This is a genomic window from Pedococcus ginsenosidimutans (assembly GCF_039544395.1).
GTDB lineage: Bacteria > Actinomycetota > Actinomycetes > Actinomycetales > Dermatophilaceae > Pedococcus > Pedococcus ginsenosidimutans.
Map to the genome: position 1 here is coordinate 273,411 of NZ_BAABLO010000011.1, position 17,459 is coordinate 290,869.

The 17,459-nt window shown below is 72.7% G+C and carries 15 protein-coding genes; 9 read left to right on the forward strand and 6 right to left on the reverse strand.

Annotated elements, in window-relative coordinates; translation table 11 throughout:
* Positions 1-10: 10 nt before the first annotated feature.
* Positions 11-1,192, reverse strand: coding sequence for an acyl-CoA dehydrogenase family protein (locus ABEA42_RS12265; protein WP_345503670.1), 1,182 nt, complete (start codon positions 1,190-1,192; stop codon positions 11-13).
* Between the two features lie 93 nt (positions 1,193-1,285).
* On the opposite strand from ABEA42_RS12265, the gene ABEA42_RS12270 reads away from it, so the two are divergent.
* Both ABEA42_RS12270 and ABEA42_RS12275 read left to right on the forward strand, forming a co-directional pair.
* Positions 1,286-1,723 (forward strand): MerR family transcriptional regulator, encoded by a 438-nt coding sequence (locus tag ABEA42_RS12270; RefSeq protein WP_345503672.1) that lies wholly within the window; start codon positions 1,286-1,288, stop codon positions 1,721-1,723.
* A 178-nt stretch (positions 1,724-1,901) separates the two neighbouring features.
* Positions 1,902-2,912 (forward strand): NAD-dependent epimerase/dehydratase family protein, encoded by a 1,011-nt coding sequence (locus ABEA42_RS12275; RefSeq protein ID WP_345503673.1) that lies wholly within the window; start codon positions 1,902-1,904, stop codon positions 2,910-2,912.
* Between the two features lie 16 nt (positions 2,913-2,928).
* On the opposite strand, the gene ABEA42_RS12280 is transcribed toward ABEA42_RS12275, so the two are convergent.
* A complete protein-coding gene (locus ABEA42_RS12280) occupies positions 2,929-3,900 on the reverse strand; it encodes a PfkB family carbohydrate kinase (protein ID WP_345503675.1) in 972 nt (323 codons plus the stop codon).
* Positions 3,901-3,935: 35 nt separating this feature from the next.
* On the opposite strand from ABEA42_RS12280, the gene ABEA42_RS12285 reads away from it, so the two are divergent.
* Positions 3,936-5,321 (forward strand): glucose-6-phosphate dehydrogenase, encoded by a 1,386-nt coding sequence (locus ABEA42_RS12285; protein WP_345503676.1) that lies wholly within the window; start codon positions 3,936-3,938, stop codon positions 5,319-5,321.
* 3 nt (positions 5,322-5,324) lie between these two features.
* On the opposite strand, the gene ABEA42_RS12290 is transcribed toward ABEA42_RS12285, so the two are convergent.
* Complete coding sequence (locus ABEA42_RS12290) at positions 5,325-6,203, reverse strand: tryptophan 2,3-dioxygenase (RefSeq protein WP_345503677.1); 879 nt, start codon at positions 6,201-6,203, stop codon at positions 5,325-5,327.
* A gap of 103 nt (positions 6,204-6,306) precedes the next feature.
* Between ABEA42_RS12290 and ABEA42_RS12295 the strand changes: the two genes are divergently transcribed.
* Positions 6,307-8,112 (forward strand): acetyl/propionyl/methylcrotonyl-CoA carboxylase subunit alpha, encoded by a 1,806-nt coding sequence (locus ABEA42_RS12295; RefSeq protein WP_345503679.1) that lies wholly within the window; start codon positions 6,307-6,309, stop codon positions 8,110-8,112.
* Between the two features lie 92 nt (positions 8,113-8,204).
* Here the strand turns inward: ABEA42_RS12295 and ABEA42_RS12300 are convergent, their stop codons facing one another.
* Both ABEA42_RS12300 and ABEA42_RS12305 read right to left on the reverse strand, forming a co-directional pair.
* Complete coding sequence (locus ABEA42_RS12300) at positions 8,205-9,023, reverse strand: antitoxin (RefSeq protein WP_345503681.1); 819 nt, start codon at positions 9,021-9,023, stop codon at positions 8,205-8,207.
* Positions 9,024-9,119: 96 nt separating this feature from the next.
* Positions 9,120-10,535 carry an NAD(P)H-quinone dehydrogenase gene (locus ABEA42_RS12305; RefSeq protein WP_345503682.1) on the reverse strand — a complete coding sequence of 472 codons (1,416 nt, stop codon included), beginning with the start codon at positions 10,533-10,535 and terminating at the stop codon, positions 9,120-9,122.
* Between the two features lie 182 nt (positions 10,536-10,717).
* On the opposite strand from ABEA42_RS12305, the gene ABEA42_RS12310 reads away from it, so the two are divergent.
* Together ABEA42_RS12310 and ABEA42_RS12315 are read left to right on the forward strand one after the other, a co-directional pair.
* Positions 10,718-11,530: a purine-nucleoside phosphorylase gene (locus tag ABEA42_RS12310; RefSeq protein WP_345504454.1), complete on the forward strand. Its 813-nt coding sequence runs from the start codon at positions 10,718-10,720 to the stop codon at positions 11,528-11,530.
* Positions 11,531-11,544: 14 nt separating this feature from the next.
* Positions 11,545-13,293, forward strand: a complete 1,749-nt coding sequence (locus tag ABEA42_RS12315) for a phospho-sugar mutase (protein ID WP_345503684.1) — start codon at positions 11,545-11,547, stop codon at positions 13,291-13,293.
* On the opposite strand, the gene ABEA42_RS12320 is transcribed toward ABEA42_RS12315, so the two are convergent.
* A complete protein-coding gene (locus ABEA42_RS12320) occupies positions 13,280-13,825 on the reverse strand; it encodes a hypothetical protein (protein ID WP_345503685.1) in 546 nt (181 codons plus the stop codon). The two genes, ABEA42_RS12315 and ABEA42_RS12320, sit on opposite strands and share 14 nt — an antisense overlap.
* A 223-nt stretch (positions 13,826-14,048) precedes the next feature.
* Between ABEA42_RS12320 and deoC the strand changes: the two genes are divergently transcribed.
* The 3 genes from deoC to ABEA42_RS12335 are packed head-to-tail and all read left to right on the forward strand — an operon-like array spanning position 14,049 to position 17,459.
* Positions 14,049-15,059: a deoxyribose-phosphate aldolase gene (gene deoC, locus ABEA42_RS12325; protein WP_425572065.1), complete on the forward strand. Its 1,011-nt coding sequence runs from the start codon at positions 14,049-14,051 to the stop codon at positions 15,057-15,059.
* 28 nt (positions 15,060-15,087) lie between these two features.
* Positions 15,088-16,536: an aldehyde dehydrogenase family protein gene (locus tag ABEA42_RS12330; RefSeq protein ID WP_345503687.1), complete on the forward strand. Its 1,449-nt coding sequence runs from the start codon at positions 15,088-15,090 to the stop codon at positions 16,534-16,536.
* 8 nt (positions 16,537-16,544) lie between these two features.
* Positions 16,545-17,459 (forward strand): aldehyde dehydrogenase family protein, encoded by a 915-nt coding sequence (locus ABEA42_RS12335; RefSeq protein WP_345503689.1) that lies wholly within the window; start codon positions 16,545-16,547, stop codon positions 17,457-17,459.

Here is a 17,459-nt window from a genome sequence, read left to right on the forward strand (position 1 = left end):
ACCGAGGCGCTCATGCCGTCGGGAGGCCGAGGTGGCGGGCGATGACCATGCGCTGGACCTCGGAGGTGCCCTCGCCGATCTCGAGGATCTTGGCATCGCGGTAGAAGCGGGCCACGGGGTACTCCTCCATGAAGCCGTTGCCCCCGAACACCTGGGTGGCGATACGGGTCGCGGTGACGGCGGCCTCGGTCGAGTACAGCTTGCAGATCGCGGCGGCCTGCTTGACCTCCTTGACGGAGCGGCGGCCGCGCTCGAGCTCGTCCTTGAGCCAGGCGGCCTTGTAGGTCAGCTGGCGCGAGGCCTCGACCATCACGGCGAGGTCGGCGATCTGGAACGAGATGCCCTGGTTGACGCCGATCGGCTTGCCGAACGCCTTGCGGGTCTTCGCGTAGGCGGTCGTCTCCTCGAGCATCCGCTGGCTCATGCCGACGGCGAGCGCCGAGATGGCGATGCGGCCGTCGTCGAGCGTCTTGAGGAACTGCTTGAAGCCCTCGCCCTCGTTGCCGAGCAGGTTGCCGACCGGGACGCGGCAGTCCTCGAAGGTCAGGCCGTGGGTGTCGGAGGCGTGCCAGCCGAGCTTGTCGTAGGCGGGCTCGACGGTGAAACCCGGTGTGCCCGAAGGGATCATGATCGCGCTGAGGACGGCCGACCCGTCGTCGTTGGTGCCGGTGCGGGCGGTGACGGTGACGACCGAGGTGATGTCGGTGCCGGAGTTGGTGATGAACGCCTTGGAGCCGTTGACTACCCACTCGTCGCCGTCACGGACGGCCTTGGTGCGGGTGGCACCGGCGTCGGAACCGGCGTCCGGCTCGGTCAGCCCGAACCCGGCGAGCGCACGACCGGCGACGAGGTCGGGGAGGAAGCGCTCCTTCTGCTCCTGGGTCCCGTAGGTGAGGATCGGGTTGATGCCCAGGCCCACACCGGCCGACAGGGTGATCCCGATCGACTGGTCGACCCGGCCAAGCTCCTCGATGGCCACGCACAGCGACGTGAAGTCGCCGTCGTCGCCCATGCCGCCGAACTCCTCCGGCACGACGAGCCCGAACAGGCCCAGCTCGCCCATCTTCGGGACGAGGTCGCTCGGGAAGTGGTGGTCCTTGTCCCACTGCGCGATGTGCGGCTCGACCTCGGCCTCGGCGAACTCGCGGACGACCTTGCGGAAGTCCTCGTGCTCCTTGGACAGCTCGAACATGCGCGCTCCTCGTGGGATCGGGGGTGGTGCGGGGTGCCAGGTGTGGCCGCCAGTTCTTGACGTTGACGTCAACGTAAAGCAATACTCACCGGTATGCCAGCCCCCGACCTCGACCCGTCCCCCGCCAGGGCGGTGTCGGACCGGACACCGGGGCAGTCACGGACCTGGACCATCCGGGAGATCGCGGACGAGTTCGGCGTCACCCACCGCACCGTGCGCCACTACGAGGACCTCGGGCTCATCTCCCCCGAGCGACGCGGCACCACGCGGGTCTACCACCGCCGCGACCGCACCCGGTTGGCGCTGATCCTGCGCGGCAAGCGCCTCGGGTTCCCGCTCGTGGAGATCCGCACGATCATCGACCTCTACGACCGGCCGCGCGGCAAGGCCAGCCAGCTCGAGTACGTCCTCGCCCAGATCGACGAGCGCCGCACCGACCTCGAGCAGCGGCGGCGCGACCTCGAGGACGCCTTGGCCGAGCTCGGCGAGTTCGAGCGCCGCTGCCAGGCCGACCTCGCGCGCCTCGCCTGACGCCGCCGGACGACCAGCTCGCACCGGGCGAGCCCCTGCTGAGCACGCCGCGCCCGACTCCGGAGCCGAACGTGTCGTCCGCTGGTCACCGACCTCACCGACGGGGCGCCGACGGGAGCCATGGGATCGACGTCAGGCGACGGGCGCGGCGCGCGAGGGCTCGACCTAGGGTGGGGTGATGACCTCCCCGAGCCCCTCCCGCAGCGTCCTGTTCATCGGCGGCACGGGGGTCATCAGCACCGCCTGCGCCCGCGCCGCCGTCGCCGACGGGTTCGCCGTCACCCTGCTCAACCGGGGCACCAGCAGCACCCACGAGCCGGCCGAGGGCGCCGAGGTCGTCACCGCCGACGTCCGCGACCGTGACGCGGTGGCCACGGCGCTCGCAGGTCGCGAGTTCGACGTCGTCGTCGACTTCCTGACCTTCACCCCCGACCAGCTGGCCACCAACCTCGACCTGCTCGAGGGCCGCTTCGGGCAGTACGTCTTCATCAGCTCCGCCTCGGCCTACCAGACACCGCCCACGCACGGCCCGGTCACCGAGTCGACGCCCCTGCGCAACCCGTTCTGGCAGTACTCCCGCGACAAGATCGCCTGCGAGGACCTGCTCGTGGCCCGGTACCGCGACGAGGGCCTGCCGATGACGATCGTGCGTCCCTCGCACACCTACGACCACACCCTGCTGCCCTTCACCGGCGGCTGGACCGTCGTGCAGCGCATGCTCGAGGGCCGCGAGGTCGTCGTACCCGGTGACGGGACCTCGTGGTGGACCCTCACCCACCACACCGACTTCGCCCGTGCGTTCGTCCGCCTGCTCGACCGTCCGCAGGCCATCGGCGAGGCGTTCCACATCACCTCCGACGAGGCCCTGACCTGGGACCAGATCCACCAGGAGGTCGCCGCGGCGGCCGGCGTGGAGGCCCGCATCGTCCACGTCGCCTCGGACGCGATCGCAGCGCAGCACGCGGAGATCGGCGCGTCACTCGTCGGCGACAAGTCCAACTCGATGGTGTTCGACAACACCAAGGTCCGCGCGCTCGCCCCCGGGTGGCGCGCGCAGGTGCCGTTCCGCCAGGGTGCGGCCGAGCTCGTCGCCTGGCACCTCGCCGACCCCAGCAGGCAACGCGTCGACCGCGAGCTCGACGCGATGTACGACCGGCTCCTCGACGCCTACCGGCCCCGCCCCCTCTGACCGGGCCCCCTGACCGCTACCGGCCCGGCCCGCCCCGGCCCTCGCCGAACCGTGCCAGGAACTCGTCGATCTCGCGGGCGGTGGGGGCGGCGGCCGGGCCGCGGCGGGTCACCTTGATGGCCCCGGCCGCGTTGGCCCGCCTCGCCGCGGTGGGCCAGTCGGCGCCGCGGGCCCGCTCGGCGAGCAGCACCCCGGTGTGGGTGTCGCCCGCGCCGTTGGTGTCCACCGCCTCCTGAGGGTGGCCGGGCAAATACTGCGTGCGGCCGCCCTCGTGGACGTGGCACCCCTTCGGGCCGTCGCGGACCACCGCCACCGCGCCGACCGGGAGCCGGGCGGCGACGGCGGCTGCCGAGTCGTCCTCGACCCGGACGCCGGTGAGGGTCAGCGCCTCGTCGGCGTTGCTCGTCCACACCGTCGTCCGGCGCAATACGAGGTCCTGCAGGGAGGGGTCGAGGGCGCCGAACGCGTCACCCGGATCGAGCACCACGACGACCCCCTCGGCGAGGCCGGACACCCACTCCACCAACGGGTCCCGCGTGCGCCCCACGAGCGAGAACCCGCTCACGCAGACCAGGTCGCCCGCTCGCGGGGCCGAGGTCTGGAGGCTCTCCACGGTGACGTGCCGCTCGGCGCCCTGGGTGGTCACGAAGGTGCGCTCGGCCGACGGCTCGACCATGACGACGCAGATGCCCGTGTCGACGCCCTCGACCGCCGGGCTGCTGATGGTGACCCCGTCGGCGGCGAGCGCGGCGCGCACCAGGTCGCCGTTCGAGCCGGTCCCCACCGCCCCGGCGTGGACGCACTCGGCGCCCGACCGGGCCGCGGCGACGAGGATGTTCACCGCTCCCCCGGCATACCGGCTGTACGACGTCGCCACGGCGTTGCCGCCGCGCTCCGGCAGGGCGGCGACCTCGACGACCTCGTCGACGAGCGCCTGGGCGCTGTGGATGAGCCGCGGACCGCGCCGCTGCCCGTCATGGGTGGCCATGCCGAGGGAGTATGCCGCGTGGCATGGTGACGGGCATGGCCACTGCACCCGAGACGACGCTGCTCATCCTCGGCGCGGGCGGTGACCTGACCCACCGGCTGCTGCTGCCGGGGTTGGCCAGCCTGCTCGCGGTGGAGCGCGACCGCCGGGTCCGCGTCGTGGGTGCCGACCGGGTCGACCTGTCCGACGACCAGTGGCGGGACCGCGTCGCGGACTCCTTCTCGACGGTGGAGGCGCCGGCCGCGGTGACGCGCCGGGTCACCGCGCACACGGAGTACCTCTCGACGGACCTGCTCGACCAGGAGGCGCTCCAGTCGCTCATCACGCACTGCGGCGACGGCCCGCTGGTCGTCTTCTTCGCGCTGCCGCCGGAGGTGACGGTCAAGGTGTGCACGCTGCTGCAGCACGTCGACCTGCCGCAGACCACTCGCCTGGCCCTGGAGAAGCCGTTCGGCACCGACCGCGCCAGCGCCGCCGACCTCAACGCCCTGCTCCACCGCATCGTCGGCGAGGAGGACATCTTCCGCATCGACCACTTCCTCGGCGTCGGGACGGTGTTCAACCTCGTGGGGTTGCGGTTCGCCAACCGCGTGCTGGCGCCGATCTGGAACGCCGAGCACATCGAACGGGTCGAGATCGTCTACGACGAGGACCTCGCGCTCGAGGGCCGGGCGGGCTACTACGACCGCGCGGGCGCCCTGAAGGACATGCTGCAGAGCCACCTCCTGCAGATCATGTCGCTGTTCGCGATGGAGTCGATCGCCACCCTCGACGCCCGGGAGCTGCGTGACCAGAAGGTGCAGGTGCTGCGCGCCACCCGGGTGTGGGGCGGCTCGCCCACGCGCTCGTCCCGGCGGGCCCGGTACACGGCGGGGAAGATCGGGCGCCGCACCGTGCCCGACTACGTCGCGGAGAAGGGGGTCGACCCCGACCGTGGCACCGAGACGCTGGCCCAGGTCACCCTGGAGGTGCGCAACAACCGGTGGGCCGGTGTCCCCTTCGTCCTGCGCAGCGGCAAGGCGCTCGGGGCCCCGCGCAAGCACGTCGTCGCCCACCTGCGGGACGTGCCCCACCTGCCCACCGGCTTCGCCGGCAGCTCGGGCGGCGACCGGCTCACCATCGACCTCAAGCCGGGCGCCGTGTCACTGACACTGACGATGAACGCCGAGGGCGACCCGCTGGACCTCGAGCAGAAGACGCTGACGGCCACGCTCACGGCGCCGCGGATGCAGGCCTACGGGGAGGTGCTCGCGCAGGTCCTCGACGGCAACCAGCTGCTCACCGTGCGCGGAGACGCGGCCGAGGAGGGCTGGCGGGTGATGGCGCCGGTCATCGAGGCCTGGTCCAAGGGCCGGGTCCCGCTCGAGGAGTACCCCGCCGGCTCCACCGGCCCGGACGGCTGGCTCCCCGACCAGGGCTGAGCCTCAGACCCGGGTGCGGACGGCGTACAGCTCGGGGAAGAAGGTCAGGTCGAGCGCCCGGCGCAGGAAGTCCACGCCCGAGCTGCCCCCCGTACCCCGCTTGTGGCCGATCGTGCGCGTGACGACCTGGAGGTGGCGGAATCGCCACTGCTGGAAGTTGTCCTCGAGGTCGACGAGCTCCTCGCAGGTCTCGTAGACGCCCCAGTGCTCGGACGGTGAGGCGTAGACGGCGGCGAACGTGTCGACGAGCCGCTCGTCGAGCCGGTAGGGCTGGCTGAAGTCGCGGTCGAGAAGCTCCGCGGGCACGGCGTACCCGTGTCGCGCGAGGTAGCGCAGGAACTCGTCGTAGAGGCTGGGCTCGTCGAGCAGCTCGGCCAGCATCGCGCGGGCCGTCTCCTCGTGGTCGAACACCCTGACCATGTCGGCGTTCTTGTTGCCGAGCAGGAACTCCACCGCGCGGTACTGCCAGGACTGGAAGCCCGAGCTGGTGGCGAGGAAGGGGCGGATCTCGGCGTACTCGCTCGGCGTCAGCGTGGCCAGCACCGACCACTGCCCCGTAAGCGTGTGCTGGATGTGCTTGACGCGGGCGAGCCGCTTCAGGGCAGGGGCGAGCTCGTCGGTGGCGAGCAGGGCGCGGGCCGATCGCAGCTCGTGGAGCATGAGCTTGAGCCACAGCTCGGAGGTCTGGTGCTGGATGATGAACAGCAGCTCGTCGTGCTGGGGCGGCTCGCTGCGCGGGTGCTGTGACGCGAGCAGCTGGTCGAGGCCGAGGTAGGACCCGTAGGACATCGACTGGGAGAAGTCGCGCTGGACGCCGTCCTCGATCGCCCTGATCGACCGGGCGTCGTCCGTGGTCCCGCTGTCGTGCTCGTCCGTGCTCATGCCGCTCACCCTAGGGCCACGCTCCCGCGCTCCAGGCAGGTGTCGCCCAGGCCACACCAGGCAGGTGGGGGTGCCGTGGGGGAAACGGGCTAGGCTCCGCCGCATGGTGCCCACTCCCGACTCGACGACGAAGCCGAGCTCCCGCCCCATCACGAAGGTCCTCATCGCCAACCGCGGCGAGATCGCCGTGCGCATCGCGCGGGCCTGCTCCGACAGTGGCCTCGGTTCGGTTGCCGTGTATGCCGATCCAGACCGCGACGCGCTGCACGTGAGGGTGGCCGACGAGGCCTGGGCCCTCGGGGGCACCACGCCCGGCGACTCCTACCTCGTGCAGGAGAAGCTCATCGAGGTGGCCCGCAAGTCCGGCGCGGACGCGGTGCACCCCGGGTACGGGTTCCTCGCCGAGAACGCCTCCTTCGCCCAGGCGGTCATCGACGCCGGGCTGACCTGGATCGGCCCCTCCCCCGAGGCCATCGACAGCCTCGGCGACAAGGTCAAGGCCCGCCACATCGCCTCGAAGGCCAACGCCCCCCTGGTCGCGGGCACCCCGGACCCCGTGGAGGGCGCCGACGAGGTCGTCGCGTTCGCGAAGGAGCACGGCCTCCCCGTCGCCATCAAGGCGGCGTACGGCGGCGGCGGACGCGGTCTCAAGGTCGCGCGCACCATCGAGGAGATCCCCGAGCTGTTCGAGTCGGCGACCCGCGAGGCGGTCGCGGCCTTCGGCCGTGGCGAGTGCTTCGTCGAGCAGTACCTCGACCGTCCGCGCCACGTCGAGACCCAGTGCCTCGCCGACCAGCACGGCAACGTCGTCGTGGTCTCCACCCGCGACTGCTCCCTGCAGCGCCGGCACCAGAAGCTCGTCGAGGAGGCGCCCGCGCCGTTCCTGACCGACGAGCAGAACGCCGAGCTGGTCCGGGCCTCCAAGGCGATCCTGTCCGAGGCCCACTACACCGGCGCCGGGACCTGCGAGTTCCTCGTCGCCCAGGACGGCCGGATCTCCTTCCTCGAGGTCAACACCCGCCTGCAGGTCGAGCACTGCGTCTCCGAGGAGGTCACCGGGATCGACCTCGTGCGCGAGCAGTTCCGCATCGCGAACGGCGAGGCCCTCGGCTACGACGACCCTGCCCCCGTCGGCCACTCGATCGAGTTCCGCATCAACGGCGAGGACGCCGGCCGCAACTTCCTGCCCGCCCCCGGCGTCGTCGCGTCGTTCCAGCCCCCGTCCGGCCCCGGCGTCCGGCTCGACTCCGGCGTCGTCGAGGGCGACGTCGTCGGCGGCGCGTTCGACTCGATGCTGGCCAAGCTCGTGGTCACCGGCCGCGACCGCCACCAGGCCCTGGAGCGCTCGCGCCGGGCACTCGCCGAGTTCGTCGTCGAGGGCATGCCGACGGTCCTGCCGTTCCACCGCGCCGTGGTCTCCGACCCCGCCTTCGCCCCCGAGGGCGACAAGCCGTTCACCGTGCACACCCGGTGGATCGAGACCGAGTTCGACAACCAGATCCCCGCGTGGTCGGGCACGGCTCCCGAGCTGCCCCCGGAGCCCGAGGAGCGGCAGAGCGTCGTCGTCGAGGTCGGCGGCAAGCGGCTCGAGGTCGTCCTGCCCGGCGGGCTCTCCCTCGGCGGGGGCGGCTCCACGGCCAAGAAGAAGGCCCCCCGCCGCTCCGGCGGCGCCAAGGCCGGTGCGGCCGCGTCCGGTGACTCCCTGACCGCCCCCATGCAGGGCACCATCGTCAAGATCGCCGTCGAGGAGGGCCAGCAGGTCGCCGAGGGCGAGCTCGTCGTGGTGCTCGAGGCGATGAAGATGGAGCAGCCCATCAACGCCCACAAGGCCGGCACGGTCACCGGGCTCACGGCCGAGGTCGGCCAGACGGTCACCAACGGCGCCGTCATCGCCGAGATCAAGGACTGAGCCACACGACCATGCCGAAAGGCCCTGTCCCGGTGCGGGACAGGGCCTTTCGCCTTCATCGGTGTGCCGCCCGCGCGCTCGCGGACGAGTCGTCAGCCCCTTCCGGGACCGCCGTCGTCGGGCTGCTTGCCACCGGGTACGGCGTCGCCGGACTGGGGCTCCCCCTGCTGGGTGGTGCCTCCCTGGGGCAGTCCGTCCCGGTGCTGGGACGGCCGGGTGGGTCCCACGCCCTCGGGGTCCATCGGGCCACCGGGCTGGCCGACCCGCTCCGCGTCGCCCGGCACGAGCGAGCCGTCAGCGAGCGACCCGGTCTGCTGCGGGTCGTTGGTGCCGGGCTCGGGCAGGGGCACGGACCCCTCGACCGGCTGGGTGCTCCCCGAGTCGCGGTCCCCGCTGGAGGTGGGGCCGCCCGGTGACGGCGACGGCTCGGGACCGGGCTCGGGGATGGGCGACGGGCTCGGCTCCGGGAGCGGGGAGGGAGCGGGTTCGGGGACCGGCGAGGGTCCCGGCTCGGGCACCGGCGACGGTCCGGGCTCGGGCGTGGTGTCCGGCGTGGTCTCGGGCGTGGGCGGAGCGGGCATGACCTGTTCCTCGGAGACCTGCCCGGTCGGGGTCGAGGTGGGCTCGTGCTCGACCGGGGACCCGGCCGGGGCGTCCACCGACGGCGCCTGACCCGACTGCTCGACCGGCCCGGGGCCGGGCGGCGTACCGGTCGGGGCATCGTGCTGCACGTCCTGCGGCGGGAGGCCCAGCTTGTCGCGGAGCACGTCGCCGCCCTGGTCGACCTTGTCGGCGTACTTGCCCCCCGTGCGCTGGTCGATGAGGTCCTCGACCTTCTCGATCGCAGACCCCGCCTGCTCGGGGTTGCCCTTGACGTAGTCCTTGATCTTGTCCATCCATCCGCCGGCCATGGCAGTGCCTCTCGGGTCGGGGTCGTGGCACGTGGGACACGTGCCTCCCACGACGCTACCGAGCCTCCCGGGACCCGGCATTTCGGGCAGCGGACGTCAGTCCGTGGGGTGGAGCTGGCGTGCCGCCTCGGCCACCGAGCCGCTGAGCGACGGGTACACCGTGAAGGTGCCGGCGAGCTGGTCCACGGTCAGGCCGTGCTGCACGGCGAGCGTGACCGGGTAGATCAGCTCGGAGGCCCGCGGCGCGACCACGACGCCCCCGACGACCGTGCCGACACCCCTGCGGGCGAACAGCTTGACGAAGCCGTCGGTGATGCCCTGCATCTTGGCCCGCGGGTTGGTCGCGAGCGGCAGCATGACGGAGGTGGCGTCGATCGTGCCCTCGTCGACGTCCTTCTGGGAGAACCCGACGGTGGCGATCTCGGGATCGGTGAAGATGTTGGCCGAGACCGCCCGGAGGTTGAGCGGCGCGACGGCGTCCCCGAGCGCGTGGGCCATCGCGATGCGTCCCTGCATCGCGGCCACGGACGCCAGGGGCAGCACCCCGGTGCAGTCGCCCGCGGCGTACACCCCGCGCACCGAGGTGCGCGACACCCGGTCGACCGTGACGTGGCCGGACTCGCGCAGCGCGACGCCGACCTCCTCGAGGCCGAGCCCTCCGGTCTGCGGTATCGAGCCGACGGCCAGCAGCGCGTGCGTGCCGGTGACCTCTCGTCCGTCCTCGAGCCGGACGACGACCCCGTCGCCGGTGCGCTCGACCGAGGCCATGCGCGAGCGCCCCAGGACCTCCATGCCGCGCTTGCGGAAGACGTCCTCGATGACGGTGGCGGCGTCGGCGTCCTCGCCGGGCAGCACCCGGTCGCGCGAGGAGACCAGCGTGACCCTGGAGCCGAGGCCGAGGTAGGCCTGGGCGAGCTCGGCGCCGGTGACGCCCGAACCCACGACGACCAGGTGCTCGGGCAGCTCGGGCAGGGAGTAGATCTGCTGCCAGGTGAGGATGCGCTCGCCGTCCGGCTGGGCGCTGGCCATGACGCGGGGGGTGGCGCCGGTCGCGACCAGCACGACGTCGGCCTCGAGCTCGCGGGTCGAGCCGTCCTCGAGCGTCGCCTCGACCCGGGACGGGGAGAGCAGCCGGCCGGTGCCCCGCAGCACGACCACGCCGTCGGCGTCCAGGCGCCGGCCGATGTCGCGCGACTGGGCCGCGGCGAGGGCGAGGACGCGTCGGTTGACGGCGGTCAGCTCGGCCACGGAGTCGGCGACCTCGTCGCCCTCGTGGTCCTCGAGGTGGACACCGAGGTCGGAGGCGGTCTCGAACTGCGACATGAAGTCGGCGGTCGAGATGAGCGTCTTGCTGGGCACGCAGTCGGTGAGCACCGCGGCGCCCCCGAGGCCGTCCCGGTCGACCACCGTCACCGCCGCGCCGAGGTGGGCGGCGACCAGCGCCGCTTCGTAGCCACCGGGGCCGCCGCCGAGGATGACCACCGAGGACTGAGGCACGTTCACGCAAGCCATCCAACCATCCCGTCGCCGCCGACCTGTCTCCCCCTCGCCTCATCCCCTCGCGGTACATCGCATGGCGCGGGCGTCGGTACTCTTCCCCGGTGACTGAGCAGAGCGGCCCCGCCACGGGCACCCCCGACCGCGCCCCCGCCACCGCCCCCGCCACCGGCAACGGCACCGGCACCGCGGCCGACCTGGCCGACCCGGCGACCGACCCCTTCGAGGTGGCCCGTGCGGCTGCCGCCGTCATCGCCGAGCGCAGCGGCGCCGAGCGCCACGACGTCGCCCTGGTGCTCGGGTCCGGCTGGGGCCAGACCGGAGACCTCATCGGCGAGACGCTCGCCACCATCGACAACGCCGACGTCCCCGGCTTCGGCAGGGCGGCCGTGGCCGGCCACTCGGGCACCATGCGCTCGGTCGCGATCGCCGACACCGGCCGTCGCGCCCTCGTCTACGGCACCCGCACCCACTTCTACGAGGGCAAGGGCGTCCGCTCGGTCGTGCACGCGGTGCGCACCGCCGCCGCTGCCGGCTGCTCGACCATCGTGCTCACCAACGGCTGTGGCGGCCTCAACTCCGCCTGGGCGCCCGGCACCCCCGTGCTGATCAGCGACCACATCAACCTCACCGCGAGCTCCCCCATCGAGGGCGCGAACTTCGTCGACCTCACCGACCTGTACTCGGCCCGCCTGCGCGAGGTCGCCCGCGGCGTCGACCCCGAGCTCGACGAGGGCGTCTACGTCCAGTTCCGCGGACCGCACTACGAGACCCCCGCCGAGGTCCGGATGGCCAAGGTGCTCGGCGGCGACCTGGTCGGCATGTCCACCACGTTGGAGGCCATCGCGGCCCGCCAGGCCGGGATGGAGGTGCTCGGCATCTCGCTGGTCACCAACCTCGCCGCCGGCATCAGCGACCAGCCGCTCTCCCACGACGAGGTCATCGAGGCAGGGCAGGCCGCCGCCGGGCGTTGCGGCCGCCTCCTCGCCGCCGTCGTCGCCTCCCTCTGAAAGGACCAGTGCCCATGACCTACGAGGCGAGCTACGAGGCCAGACACGGCAGCGGGGGCGGGTCCGAGGACAGCCGCGCACAGGAGCTCATCGACGCGGCCCAGGAGTGGGTCGACGACGACCCGGACCACGAGACCCGGGTCGAGCTCGGGCAGGTGCTGGCCCGCGCCAAGGAGGGCGACGCGGCTGCCGTCGCGGACCTCGAGGACCGCTTCTCGGGGATGCTCGAGTTCGGCACGGCCGGCCTGCGCGGGGCGATCGGGGCGGGCCCCAACCGGATGAACCGCTCGGTGGTCATCCGCGCGGCAGCCGGCCTCGCGGCATACCTGCGCCAGACCAGGCCGGAGCCGTTCGTGGTGGTCGGCTACGACGCCCGCACCAACTCCGACGTCTTCGCCCGTGACACCGCGGCGGTCACGGTCGGCAGCGGCGGCCACGCGGCCGTGCTCCCCCACCCACTCCCCACCCCGGTGCTGGCGTTCGCGATCCGGCACCTCGGCGCCGACGCCGGCGTCATGGTCACCGCGAGCCACAACCCGCCGCAGGACAACGGCTACAAGGTCTACCTCGGCGACGGCTCGCAGATCGTCCCGCCCTCCGACAGCGACATCGCCGGCCAGATCGCCCGTGTCCAGGCGGTCGCCGACGTCCCCCTGGCCGACGACGGCTGGCAGACCCTCGGCAACGATGTCCTCGAGGACTACGTCGACGCCACCGCGTCGGTCGTCGCCCCGGACAGCCCCCGCGACATCGACGTCGTCCACACCGCCCTGCACGGCGTCGGGAGCGACACCCTGCTCCGGGTGTTCGAGCGCGCAGGGTTCCCGTCACCGGTCCCCGTGGAGGCCCAGCGCCAGCCCGACCCGGCCTTCCCGACGGTGTCGTTCCCCAACCCCGAGGAGCCCGGCGCCATCGACGCCGCGCTCGACCTCGCCCGTGAGATCGGGCCGGACATCGTGCTGGCCAACGACCCCGACGCCGACCGCTGCGCCGTCGCCGTGCCCTTCACCGTCCAGGGCGGGCCGGACGACGGCGGCACCGACTGGCGGATGCTGCGCGGCGACGAGGTCGGCGCCCTGCTCGGCCACCACATCCTGTCCCGGGGTGTCGAGCCGGACGCCGTGTTCGCCAACTCCATCGTCTCGTCGCGGCTGCTGGCCGCGATGGCCGGGAAGGCCGGGATCCGCCACGAGGAGACCCTCACCGGCTTCAAGTGGATCGCGCGCGTCGAGGGCCTGCGCTACGGCTACGAGGAGGCCCTCGGCTACTGCGTCGACCCCGGTCACGTCCGCGACAAGGACGGCGTCAGCGCCTGCCTGATGGTCGCCGAGCTCGCCGCGTCACTCAAGGCCGAGGGCCGGGTGCTCACCGACGTGCTCGACGACCTCGCCGTGGAGCACGGGGTCCACGCCACCGACTCCTTCTCGGTCCGGGTGGCCGACCTGGCCCTCATCGGTGACGTCATGGCCCGCCTGAGGGCGACCCCGCCCACCGAGGTCGCCGGCCTCGCCGTGACCCGCACCGACGACCTGGCGCTCGGCAGCGACGCGCTCCCGCCCACCGACGGCCTGCGCTACTACCTCGAGGACGACTCGCGGGTCATCGTGCGGCCCTCGGGCACCGAGCCCAAGCTCAAGGTCTACCTCGAGGCCATCGTCCCCGTGGCGGACCACGACCGCGGGCGCCTCGAGGAGGCGCGGTCCGGCGCAGCCGCGCGGCTGGCCGAGCTCCGGGCGGAGTTCGAGCGCCTCACCCGGACCTGAACCGGCGGACGGCGCGCCTGGCGCCGAGCAGGCCCACCAGGGTCAGCACGGCAGCGGTGACGAGGCTGGAGACCCGCGTGGGCGAGCCCGCACCGTGGCCGGCGACCCACCACCCCTGCACCCAGGGTTCGGCGACGGCGCCCACCGGCACCACCGACGCGGCCACCAGGCCCCACCGGCCGCGGGCGTGGGCCAGCGAACCCACCAGGCCGAGCGGGGCACCTGTCACGGCGCCCACCACGAACCACGGCGCGTTGTCCGCGAACGACCCGGCCGGCATCAGGCCGGTGACCTCCCCCACGCCGTAGTGCACGACGAGGGCGCCCAGGCCCGTGAGCACCCCGGCGAGGGCGGCTCGCGCCGGGGTCAGCGCCCACCACCCCGCGAGCACGCTCGCGCCCGCCCACACCGTGCCCGCATTGAGCAGCAGGCTGGCGGTGCGCCGGACGCCCAGCGCCAGCGGTGCGTCGCCGGAGAGCTGCGCCTCCGTGGTGACGTTGACCAGCAACGAGGACACCCCGAGGACCACCACGACGGCAGCCGTGGCCCAAGCCGTAGAGACCCGTGTCGACCCGCTCGCGCGGCTCCCCGGCCCCTTCGTCCCAGCTGTGTCCCTGACGGCGCTCCACCCCTGCACGCCCGGCAGCGTAGCCGGGCCGTGACCGGTGACCGCAGGGGCGAGACCCCCCAGAGGTCGGTCCCCGCGCCACCCGGCCGCGGCGGGAGGAGTGCCCCGAGCGGGCTAGGATCGTCCGGTGAGCACCTCCCCCGCGCCCACCGTCGACGCGACGGCCCGGGCCCGCGACCTCCTCGGCGTCTCCCGCCTCACCAACGCGGCCCTCACCAGCTGGCTGCACGGCCTCCCCGGGGTCGACCAGGTGGGCTGCGAGGGACGTGCGGCGTCCCTCGGCACCCGGTCGATCAAGACGACCTCCAAGGCGTGGGCCATCGACACCGCCATCTCGATGATCGACCTGACGACGCTCGAGGGCGCCGACACCGCCGGCAAGGTCCGCGGGCTCGCCGCCAAGGCGCTCCACCCCGACCCCACCGACCCGGGCACCCCGAGCCCCGCAGCCGTGTGCGTCTACGGCGACATGGTCGCCACCGCGCGCGAGGCCCTCGGCCAGAGCCCGGTCAACGTCGCCGCCGTCGCCACCGCGTTCCCCTCCGGCCGGGCCAGCATGCCGGTCAAGCTCGCCGACACCCGCGACGCGATCGAGGCCGGCGCCGACGAGATCGACATGGTCATCGACCGTGGCGCGTTCCTCTCCGGCAACTACCTCGGGGTCTTCCAGGAGATCGCGCAGGTCGCCGAGGCGTGCACGCGCGCCGACGGCACCCGCGCCCGGCTCAAGGTCATCATGGAGACGGGCGAGCTCGTGACCTACGACAACGTCCGCCGCGCCTCGTGGCTGTCGATGCTCGCCGGTGGCGACTTCATCAAGACCTCGACCGGCAAGGTGTCGCCCGCGGCCACGCTCCCGGTGACGCTGGTCATGCTCGAGGCCGTGCGGGACTGGCGTGACCTCACCGGCGAGATGGTGGGCGTCAAGCCGGCCGGTGGCATCCGCACCAGCAAGGACGCCATCAAGTTCCTCGTCGCGGTCAGCGAGGTCGCCGGCGACGACTGGCTCGACCCGTTCTGGTTCCGGTTCGGCGCCTCCAGCCTGCTCAACGACCTCCTGCTGCAGCGTCAGCGGATGCGCATCGGCGCCTACTCCGGTGCCGACTACGTCACCGACGACTCCCCCAGCCTCTACTGACACCGGCGAATCCGAGGATCCTGAAGACATGGCCAAGTTCGAGTACGCACCGGCCCCGGAGTCGCGGGCGGTCGTCGACGTCGCCCCCTCATACGGGCTGTTCATCAACGGCGAGTTCACCGAGAGCCAGGGCGGCTCCGCGTTCAAGACCGTCAACCCCGCGACGGAGGAGGTCCTCTCCGAGGTCGCCGACGCGAGCGCGGCCGACGTCGACCGTGCAGTCGCCGCCGCCCGCCGTGCCTACAACGGCGCCTGGGGCCGGATGTCCGGCGCCGACCGCGGCAAGTACCTCTTCCGTATCGCGCGCATCCTGCAGGAGCGCGCGCGTGAGTTCGCGGTCCTGGAGACCCTCGACAACGGCAAGCCCATCAAGGAGAGCCGCGACGTCGATGTGCCGCTCGCGGCGGCGCACTTCTTCTACCACGCGGGCTGGGCCGACAAGCTCGAGTACGCCGGCCTCGGCACCAACCCGCGGGCGCACGGCGTCGTGGGCCAGGTCATCCCGTGGAACTTCCCGCTGCTCATGCTCGCGTGGAAGATCGCACCGGCCCTGGCCACCGGCAACACCGTCGTCCTCAAGCCCGCCGAGACGACGCCGCTGACCGCGCTGCTGTTCGCCGACGTCGTCCAGCAGGCCGACCTGCCGCCGGGTGTCGTCAACATCGTCACCGGCGCCGGCGCCACCGGCCAGGCCATCGTCGACCACCCGGACATCGACAAGCTCGCGTTCACCGGCTCGACGGGCGTCGGCAAGATGATCGCCCGCTCCATCGCCGGCACCCGCAAGAAGGCCACCCTCGAGCTCGGCGGCAAGGCCGCCAACATCATCTTCGAGGACGCCGCCATCGACCAGGCCGTCGAGGGCATCGTCAACGGCATCTTCTTCAACCAGGGCCACGTCTGCTGCGCCGGGTCGCGCCTGCTCGTGCAGGAGAACATCGCCGCCGACGTCGAGCGCCGCCTCAAGCGCCGGCTCGAGACGCTGCGCGTCGGTGACCCGCTCGACAAGAACACCGACGTGGGCGCCATCAACTCCAAGGCCCAGCTGTCCCGCATCACCGAGCTCACCGACGCCGGCGAGGCCGAGGGCGCCGAGCGCTGGGACAACGGCTGCGAGCTGCCCGCCAAGGGCTTCTGGTTCCGACCCACCGTCTTCACCGGCGTCAGCCAGACGCACCGCATCGCCCAGGAGGAGATCTTCGGGCCAGTCCTGTCGGTGCTGACCTTCCGCACGCCGCAGGAGGCGGTCGCGAAGGCCAACAACACGCCGTACGGGCTGTCGGCCGGCGTCTGGACCGAGAAGGGCTCGCGCATCCTCTGGATGGCCGACCAGCTCCGGGCCGGCGTCGTGTGGGCCAACACCTTCAACAAGTTCGACCCGACCAGCCCCTTCGGCGGCTACAAGGAGTCGGGCTACGGCCGCGAGGGTGGCCGCCACGGCCTGTCCGCCTACGTCACGACCGAAAGCAACGGGTGATCTCCGCGATGCCGACCAACCAGCGGACTGCCACCGACGCCCGCGTCGACGTGCGCAAGACCTACAAGCTCTACATCGGCGGGAAGTTCCCCCGCTCGGAGTCGGGGCGTTCCTACGAGGTCGTCGACGGCCGTGGCCGCTTCCTCGCCAACGCCTCGCAGGGCTCGCGCAAGGACGCCCGTGACGCCGTCGTCGCCGCCCGCGCGGCGTTCCCCAAGTGGGCCGGCGCGACCGCGTACAACCGCGGCCAGGTGCTCTACCGCGTCGCCGAGGTGATGGAGGGCCGTCGTGCCCAGTTCGTCGCCGAGGTGCGAGCGGGTGAGGGCCTCACCGAGCGCCGGGCCGAGGCCGTCGTCGACGCCGCGATCGACCGCTGGGTCTGGTACGCCGGCTGGACCGACAAGCTCGCGCAGGTGCTCGGCGGCCTCAACCCCGTCGCCGGGCCCTACTTCGACATCTCCGCCCCGGAGCCGACCGGAGTGGTGGGGGTCCTTGCGCCGCAACGCTCCTCGCTGCTCGGCCTGATCTCGGTCGTCGCACCGGTCATCGCCTCCGGCAACACCGCCGTCGTCCTCGCGAGCGAGCTGCGGCCTCTCCCCGCCGTCACGCTGTCCGAGGCCCTGGCCACCTCCGACGTGCCCGGTGGGGTCGTCAACATCATCACTGGTCGCACCGCCGAGGTGGCCCCCTGGATCGCCTCGCACCGCGACGTCAACGCCATCGACCTCGCCGGCGCCGCTGACGCGGAGGGCCTGGCGTGGGGCGACCTCGAGCTCGCTGCCGCCGAGAACCTCAAGCGCGTGCTGCGGCCTGCCGGCGAGGGGACCGACGCGGTCGAGCCCGACTGGGCCCGCACCCCCGACCTGTCGCGCATCACGGCGTTCCTGGAGACCAAGACCGTCTGGCACCCCAAGGGCCGCTGA

Coding starts and splice junctions, on each gene's coding strand:
- ABEA42_RS12265 (WP_345503670.1), bottom strand. CDS start 1,192: ATGTTCGAGCTGTCCAAGGAGCACGAGGACTTCCGCAAGGTCGTCCGC.
- ABEA42_RS12270 (WP_345503672.1), top strand. CDS start 1,286: ATGCCAGCCCCCGACCTCGACCCGTCCCCCGCCAGGGCGGTGTCGGAC.
- ABEA42_RS12275 (WP_345503673.1), top strand. CDS start 1,902: ATGACCTCCCCGAGCCCCTCCCGCAGCGTCCTGTTCATCGGCGGCACG.
- ABEA42_RS12280 (WP_345503675.1), bottom strand. CDS start 3,900: ATGGCCACCCATGACGGGCAGCGGCGCGGTCCGCGGCTCATCCACAGC.
- ABEA42_RS12285 (WP_345503676.1), top strand. CDS start 3,936: ATGGCCACTGCACCCGAGACGACGCTGCTCATCCTCGGCGCGGGCGGT.
- ABEA42_RS12290 (WP_345503677.1), bottom strand. CDS start 6,203: ATGAGCACGGACGAGCACGACAGCGGGACCACGGACGACGCCCGGTCG.
- ABEA42_RS12295 (WP_345503679.1), top strand. CDS start 6,307: ATGGTGCCCACTCCCGACTCGACGACGAAGCCGAGCTCCCGCCCCATC.
- ABEA42_RS12300 (WP_345503681.1), bottom strand. CDS start 9,023: ATGGCCGGCGGATGGATGGACAAGATCAAGGACTACGTCAAGGGCAAC.
- ABEA42_RS12305 (WP_345503682.1), bottom strand. CDS start 10,535: ATGGCTTGCGTGAACGTGCCTCAGTCCTCGGTGGTCATCCTCGGCGGC.
- ABEA42_RS12315 (WP_345503684.1), top strand. CDS start 11,545: ATGACCTACGAGGCGAGCTACGAGGCCAGACACGGCAGCGGGGGCGGG.
- ABEA42_RS12330 (WP_345503687.1), top strand. CDS start 15,088: ATGGCCAAGTTCGAGTACGCACCGGCCCCGGAGTCGCGGGCGGTCGTC.
- ABEA42_RS12335 (WP_345503689.1), top strand. CDS start 16,545: ATGCCGACCAACCAGCGGACTGCCACCGACGCCCGCGTCGACGTGCGC.